The 14,439-nt window shown below is 69.5% G+C and carries 15 protein-coding genes; 5 read left to right on the top strand and 10 right to left on the bottom strand.

Annotated elements, in window-relative coordinates:
• Positions 1–55 precede the first annotated feature (55 nt).
• The gene (locus tag JOD52_RS13400; RefSeq protein ID WP_204410511.1) at positions 56–379 is read left to right on the top strand and encodes a rhodanese-like domain-containing protein; all 324 of its coding nucleotides are present in this window, start codon (positions 56–58) and stop codon (positions 377–379) included.
• 71 nt (positions 380–450) lie between these two features.
• Here JOD52_RS13400 and JOD52_RS13395 read toward each other — a convergent pair whose 3' ends face one another.
• Positions 451–1,206 carry a CPBP family intramembrane glutamic endopeptidase gene (locus JOD52_RS13395; RefSeq protein WP_204411722.1) on the bottom strand — a complete coding sequence of 252 codons (756 nt, stop codon included), beginning with the start codon at positions 1,204–1,206 and terminating at the stop codon, positions 451–453.
• Positions 1,207–1,247: 41 nt separating this feature from the next.
• A complete protein-coding gene (locus tag JOD52_RS13390) occupies positions 1,248–1,574 on the bottom strand; it encodes a hypothetical protein (RefSeq protein ID WP_204410509.1) in 327 nt (108 codons plus the stop codon).
• A 79-nt stretch (positions 1,575–1,653) separates the two neighbouring features.
• Between JOD52_RS13390 and istA the strand changes: the two genes are divergently transcribed.
• Both istA and JOD52_RS13380 read left to right on the top strand, forming a co-directional pair.
• On the top strand, positions 1,654–3,216 hold the full coding sequence (gene istA, locus JOD52_RS13385; protein ID WP_204408388.1) for an IS21 family transposase: 1,563 nt from the start codon (positions 1,654–1,656) through the stop codon (positions 3,214–3,216).
• Positions 3,213–3,959, top strand: coding sequence for an ATP-binding protein (locus JOD52_RS13380; RefSeq protein ID WP_338124028.1), 747 nt, complete (start codon positions 3,213–3,215; stop codon positions 3,957–3,959). The genes istA and JOD52_RS13380 overlap by 4 nt, the downstream gene beginning before the upstream one ends.
• 100 nt (positions 3,960–4,059) lie before the next feature.
• Here the strand turns inward: JOD52_RS13380 and JOD52_RS13375 are convergent, their stop codons facing one another.
• The gene (locus JOD52_RS13375) at positions 4,060–4,281 is read right to left on the bottom strand and encodes a hypothetical protein (protein ID WP_204410507.1); all 222 of its coding nucleotides are present in this window, start codon (positions 4,279–4,281) and stop codon (positions 4,060–4,062) included.
• Between the two features lie 86 nt (positions 4,282–4,367).
• On the opposite strand from JOD52_RS13375, the gene JOD52_RS13370 reads away from it, so the two are divergent.
• The gene (locus JOD52_RS13370) at positions 4,368–5,153 is read left to right on the top strand and encodes an SDR family oxidoreductase (RefSeq protein ID WP_204410505.1); all 786 of its coding nucleotides are present in this window, start codon (positions 4,368–4,370) and stop codon (positions 5,151–5,153) included.
• Between the two features lie 197 nt (positions 5,154–5,350).
• On the opposite strand, the gene ppdK is transcribed toward JOD52_RS13370, so the two are convergent.
• The 5 genes from ppdK to JOD52_RS13345 all read right to left on the bottom strand — a co-directional run bounded on the left by ppdK (position 5,351) and on the right by JOD52_RS13345 (position 11,291).
• Positions 5,351–8,053, bottom strand: coding sequence for a pyruvate, phosphate dikinase (gene ppdK / locus JOD52_RS13365; RefSeq protein WP_204410503.1), 2,703 nt, complete (start codon positions 8,051–8,053; stop codon positions 5,351–5,353).
• A gap of 213 nt (positions 8,054–8,266) precedes the next feature.
• Positions 8,267–8,968: a DNA-3-methyladenine glycosylase gene (locus tag JOD52_RS13360; protein WP_204410502.1), complete on the bottom strand. Its 702-nt coding sequence runs from the start codon at positions 8,966–8,968 to the stop codon at positions 8,267–8,269.
• Positions 8,965–9,390: a metal-sensitive transcriptional regulator gene (locus JOD52_RS17170; RefSeq protein WP_017824354.1), complete on the bottom strand. Its 426-nt coding sequence runs from the start codon at positions 9,388–9,390 to the stop codon at positions 8,965–8,967. The genes JOD52_RS13360 and JOD52_RS17170 overlap by 4 nt, the downstream gene beginning before the upstream one ends.
• Positions 9,390–10,814, bottom strand: a complete 1,425-nt coding sequence (gene purB, locus JOD52_RS13350) for an adenylosuccinate lyase (protein ID WP_204410500.1) — start codon at positions 10,812–10,814, stop codon at positions 9,390–9,392. The genes JOD52_RS17170 and purB overlap by 1 nt, the downstream gene beginning before the upstream one ends.
• A 78-nt stretch (positions 10,815–10,892) precedes the next feature.
• Entirely contained in the window at positions 10,893–11,291 is a 399-nt protein-coding gene (locus JOD52_RS13345; RefSeq protein ID WP_193865382.1) for a phage holin family protein, read from the bottom strand.
• Positions 11,292–11,380: 89 nt separating this feature from the next.
• Here JOD52_RS13345 and JOD52_RS13340 point away from each other — a divergent pair, with 89 nt between their 5' ends.
• Positions 11,381–12,397, top strand: coding sequence for a LacI family DNA-binding transcriptional regulator (locus tag JOD52_RS13340; protein ID WP_204410498.1), 1,017 nt, complete (start codon positions 11,381–11,383; stop codon positions 12,395–12,397).
• A 152-nt stretch (positions 12,398–12,549) separates the two neighbouring features.
• Here the strand turns inward: JOD52_RS13340 and JOD52_RS13335 are convergent, their stop codons facing one another.
• Both JOD52_RS13335 and JOD52_RS13330 read right to left on the bottom strand, forming a co-directional pair.
• Positions 12,550–13,443 carry a carbohydrate ABC transporter permease gene (locus JOD52_RS13335; protein WP_204410496.1) on the bottom strand — a complete coding sequence of 298 codons (894 nt, stop codon included), beginning with the start codon at positions 13,441–13,443 and terminating at the stop codon, positions 12,550–12,552.
• Complete coding sequence (locus JOD52_RS13330) at positions 13,440–14,387, bottom strand: carbohydrate ABC transporter permease (RefSeq protein ID WP_204410495.1); 948 nt, start codon at positions 14,385–14,387, stop codon at positions 13,440–13,442. The genes JOD52_RS13335 and JOD52_RS13330 overlap by 4 nt, the downstream gene beginning before the upstream one ends.
• Between the last annotated feature and the right edge of the window lie 52 nt (positions 14,388–14,439).

Below are 14,439 nucleotides of genomic sequence, written 5' to 3'. Positions count from 1 at the left end.
GCGGTACGACGGCGACGGAAGGCGTCTACAGGGGGCACCGCATAGGGTGGGCAGCATGGAACTCGAGAGCGTCGCCCCGAACGAGGTGCCCGAGGGCGCCCAGCTGATCGATGTGCGTGAGCAGTCCGAGTGGGATGCCGGGCATGCCCCCGGTGCCCAGCACCTGCCGGCCAGCTCCCTGCTGGAGAAGCTCGGCGAGCTGCCCGAGGACGGCGACCTGTACATCGTGTGCCGTACCGGCGGGCGCAGTGCCCAGGTGTCGCAGTGGCTGAACGGCAACGGCTACGACGCGATCAATGTGCGCGGCGGCATGGACCAGTGGTTCGAGTCCGGGCTGCCGCTGGAGGCGGACGGCGACCACGAGCCCTTCGTCTTGTGACCGGTCCCGCCTGACTCCCGCGCTCCGGGCCGGGCGAGGCAGCTGGGTGTGCCCTGCTGCTGGGGCGGCTGTCAGGTCGAGATGTAGTCGCGCAGCAGCGCGTAGCCCACGAACGCCACCACATCCAGCAGGGTGTGGGCGATGACCAGGGGCATGGTGCGCCGGGTGCGACGGAACCACTCCGCGAACACCACCCCCATCAGCATGTTCGCCAGGCCCGGGCCGATGCCCTGGTACAGGTGGTACAGCCCCCGCAGCACCGCGGAGGCCGCGACGATCGCCACCGGCTTCCAGCCCAGCTGCTCCAGGCGGAGCACCAGGTAGCCGGCCACGATCACCTCCTCGACCAGGGCGTTCTTGAGCGCGTGCAGGACCAGTACCGGAACCGTCCACCAGTGGGTGTCCAGTGCCGCGGGGATCACCTCGAGAGTGGCACCGAGTGCCCGGCCCAGGTAGTAGATCGCCAGGCCCGGCAGTCCGATGCAGGCGGTCAGCACCACACCCCACAGCAGGTCCTTGCCCGGTCGCCTCAGGTCCAGTCCCAGGGCGCGCACCGCCGCCGTGCCCGTGAGGGTGAGCAGCAGGAGCACCAGCGCCACCGGGGCCAGAGCGAAGGCCACGTTCGCCAGCTGGTGCACCAGGTCGAACCAGGGTCGATCCGAGGCGGAGCGGTTCAGGGCGGTGGTCTGCTCGGCGAGCGGACCGCGGGTGAACGCGTCGATCAGCGCCAGTACCGCGTAGAAGGCGGAGCGCCCCAGGGACAGCGCGAGGACCACGGCGATCTCCAGGCCCAGCAGCAGCTGGATGCGGGAGGAGGGCGCCGGCACCGACGGAGAGGCTTGCACGCCGCCATCCTCCCATCCGGCGCTCAGCCGGCAGTCGTGATGTTCTCGGTTCCCGCGGCCATCGCGCGGGCGGACCGTGCGGTGATCGTCTCCAACGGGCCTCGCCCCCGGTACAGCGCCCACACGGTGCAGGCGAGGATCAGCCCCAGTCCCATCCACAGCCAGGCCGCCATCGAATGGAGCCCGCCACCGGGACCGGCGATCACCAGGATCAGCACCACGTGGGCGGAGTATGCGGTCAGGGGCATCGACCCCAGTGCGGCGAGCTGAATATTCGCCTCGCTGGGGTCCGCTGATCGAGGGTTCGGGTGCCACGTCGCTGCCGTAGCGGTGGCGTCGTTCGGGACCACCAGTGGTGTCGTTGGGGCCGCTCTGTCTACGCTCCTTCCGCCGTGTGTATAGGGCACGCGGCGGAAGGAGCAATCTGGAATGGTACGGAAGATCAGGGCGAAGCTGGTGCTCCAGCTGCGCGCAGAAGGTCTGTCGGGGCGAGCGATTTCGTCCTCGCAGGGCATGTCCCGCAAGTCCGTGAGGGCGGTGTTCGAGGCCGCTGACGCTGCAGGGATCGGGTGGGGCGATATCGCGGACGTCGCCGATGAGCAGGTGTATGCCCGGTTGTTCCCGGGCCGGGGCGAGCACGAGAGCGTGTTCGCACAGCCGGACTGGGAACAGGTCCATCGAGAGATGGCCAGGGTCGGCGTGACGCTGAAGCTGTTGCACGGCGAGTACTTCGACGCGACCACGGCGGCTGGGGATCCGGCGATGGGGTATGACCGGTTTTGCCGCACCTACCAGCACCACGTCATGGTCACCGGTGCCGCTTCGAGAGTCGGTCACAAGGCCGGCCAGAGCGTGGAGGTCGACTGGTCCGGCCCCACGATGGAGCTGGCCGATCCGGTCACCGGCGAGGTCTCGAAGGTGTTCTTGTTCGTTGCCTGCCTGCCTTTTTCTCGTTACGCGTTCTGCTTCCCGGCGCTGGATATGCGCCAGGAGTCCTGGCTGCGAGCGCACGTAGCGATGTTCGAGGCGCTGGGCGGGACGGTCCCGAGGATCGTTCCGGACAACCTCAAGACCGGTGTGGTGAAGCACCCCCGCGAGGGCGAGATCGTCCTGAACGATGCGTATCGCGAGATGGCAGCGCATTACTCGGCGGCGGTGCTCCCGGGGAGGGTGCGGAAACCGAAAGACAAGGCGAGCGTGGAGAACACCGTCGCGCACGTCGCGACCTGGGTCATCGCCGGGCTGCGGGATCAGCGATTCACGTCCCTGCCCGAACTTGCAGCCGCCATCGGGCAGCGGATGGAGGCCTATAACGCGGAGCCGTTCCAGAAGCGGCCCGGATCCCGCGCCAGCGTGTTCGACGCGGAGGAGCGGCCGCTGCTGACGCCGCTGCCGGCGGTGCCCTACGAGATCTCGACATGGCACTACGGACGACGAGTGGGCAGGAACGGGCACGTCACGTTCGCGCGGAACTTCTACTCCGCGCCGTTCGCGCACATCGGCGCGAAGGTCGATCTGCGCATCACGGCCCGGACGCTGGAGATCTATCAGGGCAGCCAGCGACTGACCAGTCACCTGCTGCTCCCGGAGACCGCGAGCAATGAGTACCGCACCAACGACGCGGACCTACCTGCGGGCGAGCGTTTCCAGGCCTGGGACGCGCAGAGGGTGCGGGCGTGGGCAGATCGGGTCGGGCCGGCCACGGTGATCGTGATCCAGCGGATCTTCGAGTCCGTGCCGATCGTGGAACAGGGCCTGGATCCCGCGTTGGCGGTGCTACGGCTCTCTCGCCGCTTCTCCGTAGATCGGGTCGAGGCGGCCTGCGCACTCGCGCTGACGGGACGGGTCCGTTCACCGCGCTATGCGCATCTGCACCCGATCTTGGCCACCGGGCAGGACAAGGTCGCCGCCCTGCGTCCACCCCGCGAGGAACCCGCGGAAGACGGCGGATACGTCCGTGGCGCCGACTACTACGCCGGAGGTGTCCGGTGAGCGTGATCGATAACGACACGAAGCGGAAGCTGCGCGAGATGGGCGCGACCGCGCTGCTGGACGCGATCGATGCCCAGGATGAGGCTCACGTGCTGGGGATGTCGTTCCAGGAACGGCTCCAGCTGATCGTGGACGAGGCGCATTCCATCTTCAATCATGGAAAGGTCGAGGGTCTGATCCGCCGGGCGGGGCTGCGTTATCCCGGAGCGGACCTGCGGCGGCTGGATCTGGTCGAGGAACGGGGACTGAACCGGAACGTGATCGCGCAACTGGCAACCTGCTCCTTCATCCAGCGGCAACAGAACGTGGTCTTCCAGGGCTTCACCGGCTCAGGGAAGTCCTACCTCGGCTGCGCGCTGGCGAAGCAGGCCTGCCAGCACCGGCTCCGAGCCCACTACATCCGAATGCCCGACCTCGAAGAGGCCTGGGCCCTGGCAAAGGACAAGCCGCAGGGCCAGACGAAGTTCCTGCGGAAGTACTCCACGTTCTCGCTGCTGGTGATCGACGAGTGGCTGCTGGACCATCCTGACGAGGGAATGCGTTCGATGCTGCTGGAACTGCTCGAGCGCCGCTATGACACCGGCTCGACCGTGTTCTGCACCCAGTACCCGAAGAAGGACTGGCACGCCCGGCTCGGTGGAGCAGTCCACGCCGATGCGATCATGGACCGCATCGTGCACAACACAATCTGGATCGACACCGGCGACAGGAACATGCGAGAACACACCGCACTGCCCCAGTGACCCGATGCCGGCGGGAGCCAGTGGTCCCCACCGCGGCGGCTACTGGCCCCCGTCGGCACGATCGGCGGTCCCCAAGAGCAAGATTCGGTGGCTCCCACGACTACGAATACTCAGCGAGCGGGGCCAGCAGGCGTCGCACCGTGCGCAGGCGGCCCGTGACCAGCAAGCACAGGCCCACCACGGTGGCGGCCAGACCGCCGGAGCCCAGGGTCTCCAGGCTCCCACCGGAGTGCGCACCGCAGTGCAGGAAGGCGTTGATCACATGGGTGAACGGGGTGCTGGCCTGGAGCTGCTCCGGGTAGCTCGCCCACCCTGCCCCCACTATCGCTACTGCTCGGTATGATTCGCGGCCCCGGCTGTCCACCCGTGGTCTGACCCCGCGGGGGATCCCCGTGCCACACTCGAGGCATGGCTCCCACCACGAACCCCGAGAACCGTCCCGCCGTGCTGATCACCGGTGCCTCCCGCGGCATCGGCCGCGCCATTGCCCACGAGCTCGGACGCGACCATCACCTGATCCTGGGCGGGAGGGACCGCGAGGCCCTCGACGCACTGGCCGCCGAGCTGCCCTCGGCTCAGCCCTTCGTGGCCGATCTCGCCGACCCCGCCTCGCTCGCCGACGCCGTGACCGCGCTCGGTTTGAGCAGCGACCCTGCCGACGGTCCCGACGGTGGCGCCCCGGCCGACGGTGGCGGCGCCGCGGCCGACGGCGACACCCCGGGCCGCCTGGCCGGGGTGGTGCACTCCGCCGGCATCCTGGTCAGCGGCTCCGTGGAGGAGCTCACCGCCGAGGACTGGAACCGCTCCTTCGCGCTGAACGTCACCGCCGTCGCCGAGCTCACCCGGCTGCTGCTTCCTGCCCTGCGCGCAGCCCGCGGCACCGTGGTCACCATCAACTCCGGCTCCGGGTATACCTCCGGTGCGGGCGGTGGCGCCTACAGCGCCTCCAAGTTCGCCCTGCGGGCCCTCACCGACGCCCTGCGCGCCGAGGAGAAGGAGCACGGCGTACGGGTCAGCTCCGTGCACCCCGGCCGCACCGCCACCGACATGCAGCGCGAACTGCGCTCCTACGAGGGCGGCGACTACCAGGAGGAGGACTACATGCGGCCCGAGACCGTCGCCGCCACCGTGGGTCTTGCCCTGCGCCTGCCGGCCGACGCCGCCATCGACTCCCTCTCGGTGCGACCCCGCTGAGCCATGCTGCCCCTACAAATGGGCGCCGTGTGTGACCTCAGCATCGTCGCGGGTTCAGATCCGCCGAACTGAGCCCAGAAGTTGGGGGTCCCGGGGTCGGGGGTGGGGCGACCGGGGCTGTGCTGGCGGGCGACCGGGGCTGTGCTGGCGGGCGACCGGGGCTGTGCTGGCCGGCGGGGACAGGGACCCCCGGCGCCTCAGTGCTGCGGGGTGAACTCCGCCTCCAGCAGTGCCGCACGCCCGGCCTCCAGGCGCGCCACCGGCACCCGGAACGGGGAGCAGGAGACGTAGTCCAGGCCCACGTGGTGGAAGAACGCGATCGAGGCGGGATCACCGCCGTGCTCGCCGCAGATCCCGAGCTTCAGGTCGGGCTTGGTGGAGCGGCCCCGTTCGGCACCGATCCGCACCAGCTCGCCGACCCCGAACTGGTCCAGGGTCTCGAAGGGGCTGGACAGCAGGATGCCGCGGTCGCGGTAGGTGAAGAAGAACCCCGCCTCCACATCGTCGCGGGAGAAGCCCCAGGTGGTCTGGGTGAGGTCGTTGGTGCCGAAGGAGAAGAAGTCCGCCTCCTGCGCGATCTCGTCGGCCCGCAGCGCCGCCCGGGGCAGCTCGATCATGGTGCCGATGGAGGTGGCCAGGTCCATCCCGGTCTCCCTGCAGACGGCATCGCGCACCGCAGTCACCTCCGGCATGATCTCCCGCAGCTCGCGCACCGAGCTGACCAGGGGGATCATGATCTCCACCCGAGGGTCCAGGCCCTCGGAGCGCAGCTGTGCCGCGGCCTCGAGGATCGCGCGGGTCTGCATCCCGTACAGCCCGGGGATGGTCAGTGCCAGGCGCACACCGCGCAACCCCAGCATCGGGTTCTGCTCGTGCAGGCGGCGCACGGCGGCCAGCACCTTCTCCTCGTGCGCATCGCGCTCCACGCCCTGGGCCTCCTGGCGGGCCAGCTTCACCGACAGCTCGGTGAGGTCCGGCAGGAACTCGTGCAGCGGCGGGTCCAGCAGGCGCACCGTCACCGAACGGCCGTCCATCGCCCGCAGGATGCCCACGAAGTCCTCGTGCTGCATCGGCAGCAGGGAGTCCAGCACCTGACCGCGCTCGAACTCGTCCGCAGCCAGCACCAGGTCCTCCACCAGGTGACGTCGGTCGCCGAGGAACATGTGCTCGGTGCGCACCAGGCCGATGCCCTCCGCGCCGAGGGCCCGGGCGCGGGCAGCGTCCTCCGGGGTGTCGGCGTTGGCCCGCACCCGCATCCGGCGCGCCCTATCGGCGACCTCCAGCAGGCGGTGCACGGAGGCCACCAGCTCGTCGGCCTCGGCCACGTTTGGGTCGATCTCCCCGGTGAGGGACTGCACGACGGCGCTGGGCTCGACGGGGACGGCGCCGGCGAACACCTCACCGGTGGAGCCGTCGATCGAGAGGATGTCCCCGGCGCGGGCCACCACTTCATCGCCGACGCGGATCTCACCTGCGTTCTCGTCCACGTCGAAGGCCTCCACCCCGCACACGGCGATGCGGCCCAGGCCCCGGGCGACGACCGCGGCGTGGGAGGTGCGGCCGCCGCGGGAGGTGAGGATCCCGGCCGAGGCGATCATGCCCTCGAGGTCGTCGGGGTTGGTCTCACGGCGCACCAGGATGGCGCTGGCGCCGTCGCGCTGCAGGCGCAGCACCTCGTCGGTGGTGAAGGCGATACGACCCACGGCCGCGCCGGGGGAGGCATCCATGCCGCGGGCGATCGCCTCCCGGGGCGCGTCAGTGGCGAAGCGGGGGAACATCAGGCGCGTGAGCTGGGCGCCCGTGACGCGGGTGAGGGCCTCGCGCTCGTCGATCACGCCTTCGTCCACCAGAGTGGTTGCGATGCGGAACGCCGCCTCGGCGGTGCGCTTGCCCACCCGGGTCTGCAGCATCCACAGTCTGCCGGACTCCACCGTGAACTCCACGTCGCACAGGTCGCGGTAGTGCACCTCCAGGCGGTGCATGATGTCCATCAGCTCCGCGTACACCGCAGGCATCAGCTGCTCCAGCTCCGGCAGCGAACGGGTGTTGCGGATGCCGGCCACCACGTCCTCGCCCTGCGCGTTGACCAGGAAATCGCCGTAGGCACCGACGGCACCGGTGGCGGGGTCGCGGGTGAAGGCCACCCCCGAGGCCGAGTCGTCATCGAGGTTCCCGAACACCATCGAGCACACGTTCACCGCGGTGCCCAGGTCGTGCGGGATCCGCTCGGTGTTGCGGTACACGACCGCGCGCGGCGCGTTCCACGACTCGAACACCGCGATGATCGAGGCGCGCAGCTGCTCGCGGGGGTCCTGCGGGAAGGGCGAGCCCGTCTGCTCGAGGATGATCTGCTGGAAGCGGCCGACGACGCCCGCGAGGTCCTCCGCTGTCAGCTCCACATCGCTGCTGACCCCGCGCTCCTTCTTCGCCTCCTCGAGCACGTCCTCGAACAGGGCCGCGTCCACGTCCAGCACGGTGCGGCCGTACATCTGCAGCAGACGGCGGTAGGAGTCCATCGCGAACCGCGGCGATCCGGACTTACGGGCCAGGCCCTGCACGGTCTCGTCGTTCAGGCCCACGTTCAGGACGGTCTCCATCATCCCGGGCATCGACATCTTCGATCCGGAGCGCACGGCCACCAGCAGCGGGTCCTCCACATCACCCAGGCGGCGGCCCAGCTCACGCTCCACGCGCGCCATCGCCTCGTCGACCTGTGCGGTGAGCTCCTGAGGTGCGGAGCCGTGGGTCATGTACCAGCGGCAGGCCTCGGTGGTGATGGTGAATCCGGGCGGCACCGGTAGGCCCAGGCGCACCATCTCGGCGAGGTTCGCGCCCTTCCCTCCCAGCAGGTCCTTCTGCTCCTTGCTGCCCTGCTGGAACATCTGCACATAGGTCGTCATCGTCGGCGCCCTTCGGTCCACTGCTCCCGGCCGGGGAGCCACGGAACGGGCCGGCCAGGCCGGGCCCGCACAGCGCGTCCTTGCGCCGTGCGCTCAGCGTAGACCGCCCATGATCAGGCACAGCGGCTTTCGTCCCGGCCCCGACGGGACAGGGAGGTGGGCCCTCGAGCGGGCCGGGGCGGCAGGCCCTGAAGGTCGCCCGATGTCGAGATCTCAGCGGTTCAGGGCACCGGGCCCGGAGACGGTCGGGTCGCCGGCGATGCGGTACCGCCAGGGGAACAGCTCGGGATGGGAGGCCTCCTCGCGCAGGCCGATACGGGGGCCGACGGCCAGGCGCGGATGCGGCAGCAGCGGCGCGGTGCCCGCACTCTCGCCGCCTGTCAGGTCTCGGGGATCGAGGCGGCCGATCAGGTGGAACCCGTCGATGGCCGGATCATCGACCGGGGTACACAGGTCCAGGCCGTCGTCGGCGAAGCTCACCCCGCAGGCCACGGTGGCGCGACCCGGCCCCCGCGCGAGGTCCCGCTCCCTGCGGCACACCCCGGCCGCGCGCCGGCGCTCGAAGGCCAGGTCACGGCCGGCGACGATCTCACCGGCGCGGATCAGGCACCCGGTGGCGGTCCCCTCGGCGTCGGCCACGATGTTCATGCACGAGTGCAGGCCCATGTGCCGGTACACGTACAGGTGCCCGGGCGGCCCGAACATGGTGGCGTTGCGGGCGGAGCGCCCGCGGTAGGCGTGGGAGCCGGGGTCCTGCGAGCCCACATAGGCCTCCACCTCGGTGATCCGCAGCCCGACCCCGCGGCCCACCAGCACGCAGCCCAGCAGCAGCGGAGCCAGGTTCAGCACGGGACGGTCGAAGAAGGCGCGGGGGAGGGGCCGTGCGGCGAACGGTCCGGTGACGGGATCCGTCACTTCATCAGCCGCTTCACGGCCGACATGATCTCCTCCATCTTGCGGTCCAGCTCCGCGGAGTCCCCGGACTGCGCGGCGGCGTGCACGCAGTGGTGCACATGGTCGTCCACCAGGCCCACCGCGACGGACTGCAGGGCCTTGGTGACGGCGGAGACCTGGGTGAGCACGTCGATGCAGTAGGTGTCGTCCTCCACCATGCGGTGCAGGCCGCGCACCTGGCCCTCGATCAGCTTCAGCCGACGCATGTACGCGGTCTTGGAGCCGTGGTAGCCGGGGTCGCCGTGCCGGCCGTGGTCGGACTCGGGAGCATGGTCCGAGCCACCACCGCAGCACCCGGCGGCGCCGGGGGCCCCGGCAGGAGCCACCGGACCGGACGGGCCGGCGGGCTCGACGGGATCCACGGCCTGGACGTCGTCGTTCATCAGCTGTCCTTCCCGCCGGACGGATCTAGGTGGTCCACCAGGCGGGCCGCGTAGCCCACGTAGCTGTGCGGGGTCAGCGCCAGCAGCCGCTCCCGCTCCGCCTCCGGCAGCCCCAGACCCTCGATGAACTCCCGCATCGCGGCACCGTCCACCCGCTGCCCGCGGGTGAGCTCCTTCAGCCGCTCGTAGGGGCTGTCCATGCCGCCCGTGCCCTGCACACCGAGGGTGCGCATCACCGACTGCACGGCCTCGCCGAGGACCTCCCAGTTGCCCTCGAGGTCCGCGGCCATCGCCTCGGCGTCCACGTCCAGGCCTGCCAGGCCGCGGCGCAGGTTGGAGATCGCAAGCAGCGAATGGCCCAGCGCCGGCCCGATGTTGCGCTGGGTGGTGGAGTCGGTGAGGTCGCGCTGCAGGCGCGAGGTGACCAGGGTCTGCGCGAGGGAGTCCAGCAGAGCCCCGGAGATCTCCAGGTTCGCCTCCGCGTTCTCGAAGCGGATCGGGTTCACCTTGTGCGGCATCGTCGAGGACCCGGTGCCGCCCTGGGCCGAGAGCCGCTGGCGGAAGTAGCCCAGCGAGATGTAGGTCCAGATGTCGGTGGCCAGGTTGTGCAGGATCCGGCCGGCACGGGCCACGTCCGCATACAGCTCAGCCTGCCAGTCGTGGGACTCGATCTGCGTGGTCAGCGGGTTCCAGGTGAGCCCCAGATGCTCCACGAAGGTCCGGGACACCTGCTCCCAGTCCGTGCCCGGCACCGAGATCGCGTGGGCGGCGTAGGTGCCGGTGGCGCCGTTGATCTTGCCCAGGTACTCATCGGCCTCGATGCGGCGCACCTGCCGCGCCAGGCGGTGGGCGAACACCGCCATCTCCTTGCCCAGGGTGGTGGGGGTCGCGGGCTGGCCGTGGGTGCGCGAGAGCATCGGCACCTGGGCGGTCTCGCGGGCCAGGGCGGTGAGGTCATCGATCACCTCGCGCAGCGCCGGCAACCACACCTGCTCGATGGCGCCCTTGACCATCAGGGCGTAGGAGAGGTTGTTGACGTCCTCGCTGGTGCAGTAGATGTGCACCACCTCCGCAAGGGGCTCCAGGGAGGTTCCGGTCAGGCGGCGCTTGATGTAGTACTCGATCGCCTTGACGTCGTGCACCGTCTCGCGCTCGATCTCGGCGTGCTCGGCGATGCCCTCGGCGCCGAAGTCCTCAGGGATGGCGCGCAGCAGCGCGATCTCGTCCTCGGTGAGGGTGCGCAGGCCGGGGATCGCGCCGGCGTCGAGCAGGTGGATCATCCACTCGGTCTCCACCACCAGGCGGGAGCGGTTCAGGGCCGCCTCGGAAAGGTGATCGACCAGGGGCGCGGCCTGTGCGCGGTAGCGCCCGTCCAGCGGGGTCAGCGCGATCGGCGGAGTGATGTCGGCGAAGGAGTGGGCCATGAGGACCATTGTCCCATCACCTCGGGCCCGGCCGGTCGGGAGGTCCGCACCCCCGAGCGACAGGACCCGGCTCGCTGCTCAGGCCTCGCGGCGCTCGCCGTCACCCAGTCCGGTCACGGCCTCCACGATCGCCGAGAGCACGCCGATCACGATGCCGGCCAGCAGCGCCCACCAGAAGGAGTCGAACTGCAGGGTCAGCCCGAACTGAGCCGAGATCCAGCTGGTCAGCAGCAGCATCAGGGTGTTGATGACGAGCTGGAACAGGCCCAGGGTGAGGCAGGTGATCGGCAGGGCCAGAAGCGAGAGGATGGGCCGCACGATCGTGGTCACCAGGGCGAGGATCAGGGCGATCGCGCCGATGGTGAGCACCTGGGTGAGCAGCGGGGCGCTGTCGTCGCCCAGGTGCATGCCCGGCAGGATCAGCGCGGTCACCCACAGGGCGAGGGCTGTGACGATGAGTTGTCCTAGGAAGCGCATGGGACCATTCCATCAGGTGCGCGCCCGACTGTGGTCCACAACCTCGTGAAGGCCCGGAACATCGAAGCAGGCCTCGGTAGGCTTCCGTCATGGTCGCCGTGAACCTCAAGCAGATCGCCGAACGGGCGAATGTGTCCCTGGCCACGGCGTCGCGCGTCCTGTCCGGCAGCCGCTACCCCGTGACCGAGGAGACGCGTCAGCGCGTGCTGCGCGCCGCCGAGGAGCTCGACTACGTGCCTAACGCCAACGCCCGCGGCCTGTTGTCCGGACGCAGCCGCACCGTCGGCGTCATCGTCGGAGACGTCTCCGACTCCTTCTTCGCGCAGATGGTGGGGGGCATCCATGAGGTCGCCGATCGCGCCGGCTACATGGTCGCCGTGGTGAACACGTACCGTGAGCCCGGCAAGGAGCTGGACACCGTCGTCCGCTTCCGCGCCCAGCGCGTTGACATCATGATCGTTGCGGCCTCCGGCCTCACCGACGAGCAGCACACCCAGGGCATCGAGAGGCAGCTGCGCGGCTTCGTCGACAGCGGCAACTCCGGCGTCCTCATCGGCCACCACCGCGTCTCCGAGAGGCTCGGCGTCTCCCGGGTACTCATGGACCACCGCGAATCTGCCCGCCAGCTCGCGCAGCACCTGCACGATCTCGGCCACCGCCGGGTCGCGATGCTCGCCGGCACCGAGCGGCTGCTGACGATCACGGACCGCGTCGAGGGGTTCCGCGACGTCTTCGGGGGCGGCCTCGTCGAATGCGGCGCCGAGCCGAACCGCGACGGTGGCTACGAGGCGACCGGCCGCGTCCTGGCCCAGCATCCCGAGGTCACCGCGATCGCCTGCGGCGCCGATCAGCTGGCCTTCGGCGCGCTCACGCGCCTGCGGGAGTCCGGGGTGGACGTGCCCGGGCAGATCTCCGTCACCGGCTTTAACGACATCAGTCCGGCCGCGGACATGGTGCCGTCGCTGACCACGATGCACCTCCCCCTGGAGGAGATGGGGCGGCTCGCCATGCAGCTGGGGCTGCGGGGCCTCGATGGCGATCTCAGCGTGCGAGAGACCTACCCTCGGCTCGTCGTGCGCAGTTCCACCGGGCCCGCCCGCTCCTGAGACGGGGGCTCGCGCCCGCCCGGCCCGTCGGCGGTTCTGACCCACCCGTCGGCCGTTCCCCTCGCACCCGAGCTCGCACCGGCGCCCGCAGACCGACAGCGCCCCGCCTCCCGCAGCAGCGGAGAGACGGGGCGCGGCCGCACCAGGAACGATCAGCCCTTGATGCCGCTCATGGTGATGCTGTTGACCAGGTAGCGCTGGAGCAGGAAGAAGATCACGAGGCAGGGGACCACGCTGACGGCGGAGGCCGCCATCAGGTTCGAGGTCGAGACACTCTCGGAGTTCAGTCCCGCCAGGCCTACGGTCAGAGTCTTCATCCGGTCGCTCTGCGCGATGACCAGCGGCCACAGGAAGTCGTTCCAGTGCCACAGGAACACGAAGATGCCGAGGGTCGCGAGGATCGGCTTCGTCGAGGGCAGCACGATCCGCAGGAACACCGTCCACTCGCCAGCGCCGTCCACGCGGGCCGCCTCGAACAGCTCATCGGGCAGATCGCGGATGAACTGGCGCATGAGGAAGACGGCCTGCGAGTTCGCCAGGGTCGGCACGATCAGACCCCAGTAGGTGTTGATGCCGTCCAGGTTCGAGATCAGCACGAACATCGGGATGAGCGTCGCCTGGGTGGGGACCATCAGGGTCGCCAGGAACGACCACATGATGACGTCGCGGCCCGGGAAGCGCTTCTTCGCGAAGGCGTAGCCGGCCATCGCCGCCGTGAACAGGATGATCACCACGGAGACGACGGAGTAGACGAAGGAGTTCCACACCCAGCGCTTCAGGCTCTGCTGCTGCAGCACGCGAGTGATGTTCTCCAGCGTGAGCGTGTCCGGCCAGCGGAACGGGATGGTCTGGGCGCCCACCGGGGTCAGCGCCAGGATCAGCATGACGATGAACGGCCCGACGGTGAAGACGCACAGCGCCAGCAGCAGGAGGATCGCCGGCAGCTGGCCGCGCGTCAGATGGGACTTCGGGCGGGACAGGCGGGTCCGGCGCTGGGGCGCGCTCGTCGCGGCCGACGAGGCCGACGTGGTGGTCGCGGTGCTCATGAGACCTCCCTGTCGAGGAAGAAACGTTGGACGATCGAGATGAGGAAGACGATCACGAACAGCGCGACGCCGATCGCGGCGGCGTAGCCGAAGTTGAAGAACTGGAAGCCCTGCTGGTACAGCATGTAGACCAGCACGTTCGAGGCGCGGGCCGGGCCGCCGCCGGTCATCACGTAGACCGTGTCGAAGACCTGGAAGGCGGCGATCGTCTCGATCACCATGACGAAGAAGATGACCGGCTTCAGAAGCGGCAGCGTGATCGAGAAGAAGCGGCGCACCGCACCGGCCCCGTCAATCTTCGCGGCCTCGTGATACTCCTCGGGTACTGACTTCAGGCCCGCCATGAGGATCAGCATCGAATAGCCGAAGCCCTTCCACACCGAGACCACGGCCAGGGAGCTGAGGACCTCCATCTGGCCGCCGGTGACGAAGGCGATCCGATCACCACCCAGCTGCGTGATGATGCCATTGATGAGGCCGTCGCCCTGGTAGACCCACAGCCAGATGATGCCGGCCAGCACGAAGGACGTGACATAGGGCAGGAAGATCGCGCCGCGGAAGAAGCCCTGCCCCCACACCACGGTGTTCAGCAGCAGGGCGGTGCCCATGGCGACGATGAAGATCAGCGGCACGTAGATTACCGCGTACAGCAGGGTGATCTTCACGCTGTTGAGGAAGAGGGTGTCGCCGATCAGATCGGTGTAGTTGTCGAGTCCCACGAACTCGAACCCGCCGTACAGCTTGTAGTCGGTGAAGCTCATGAATCCGGCGCCCAGCGTGGGCACGTACCGGAAGATCACGAACAGCACGAGCATCGGCAGGATGAAGATCAGGCCGGTGAGCGGCTCGCGCATCCGGCTCTTCCAGGAGCGTTGGCGCAGCGGGGCGCGCTGCGCCTCCGACGGGGTCGTCGGCGCGGCGCCGGGGGCGGGGGGTGCGGACATGGGGGTCTCCTCAGGGAAGCGGGGAGCGGTCGGGCACAGCCGCGACCGCTCC

This window comes from Brachybacterium muris (genome assembly GCF_016907455.1).
GTDB lineage: Bacteria > Actinomycetota > Actinomycetes > Actinomycetales > Dermabacteraceae > Brachybacterium > Brachybacterium muris.
This window is presented reverse-complemented; position numbering and strand designations above follow the sequence as displayed.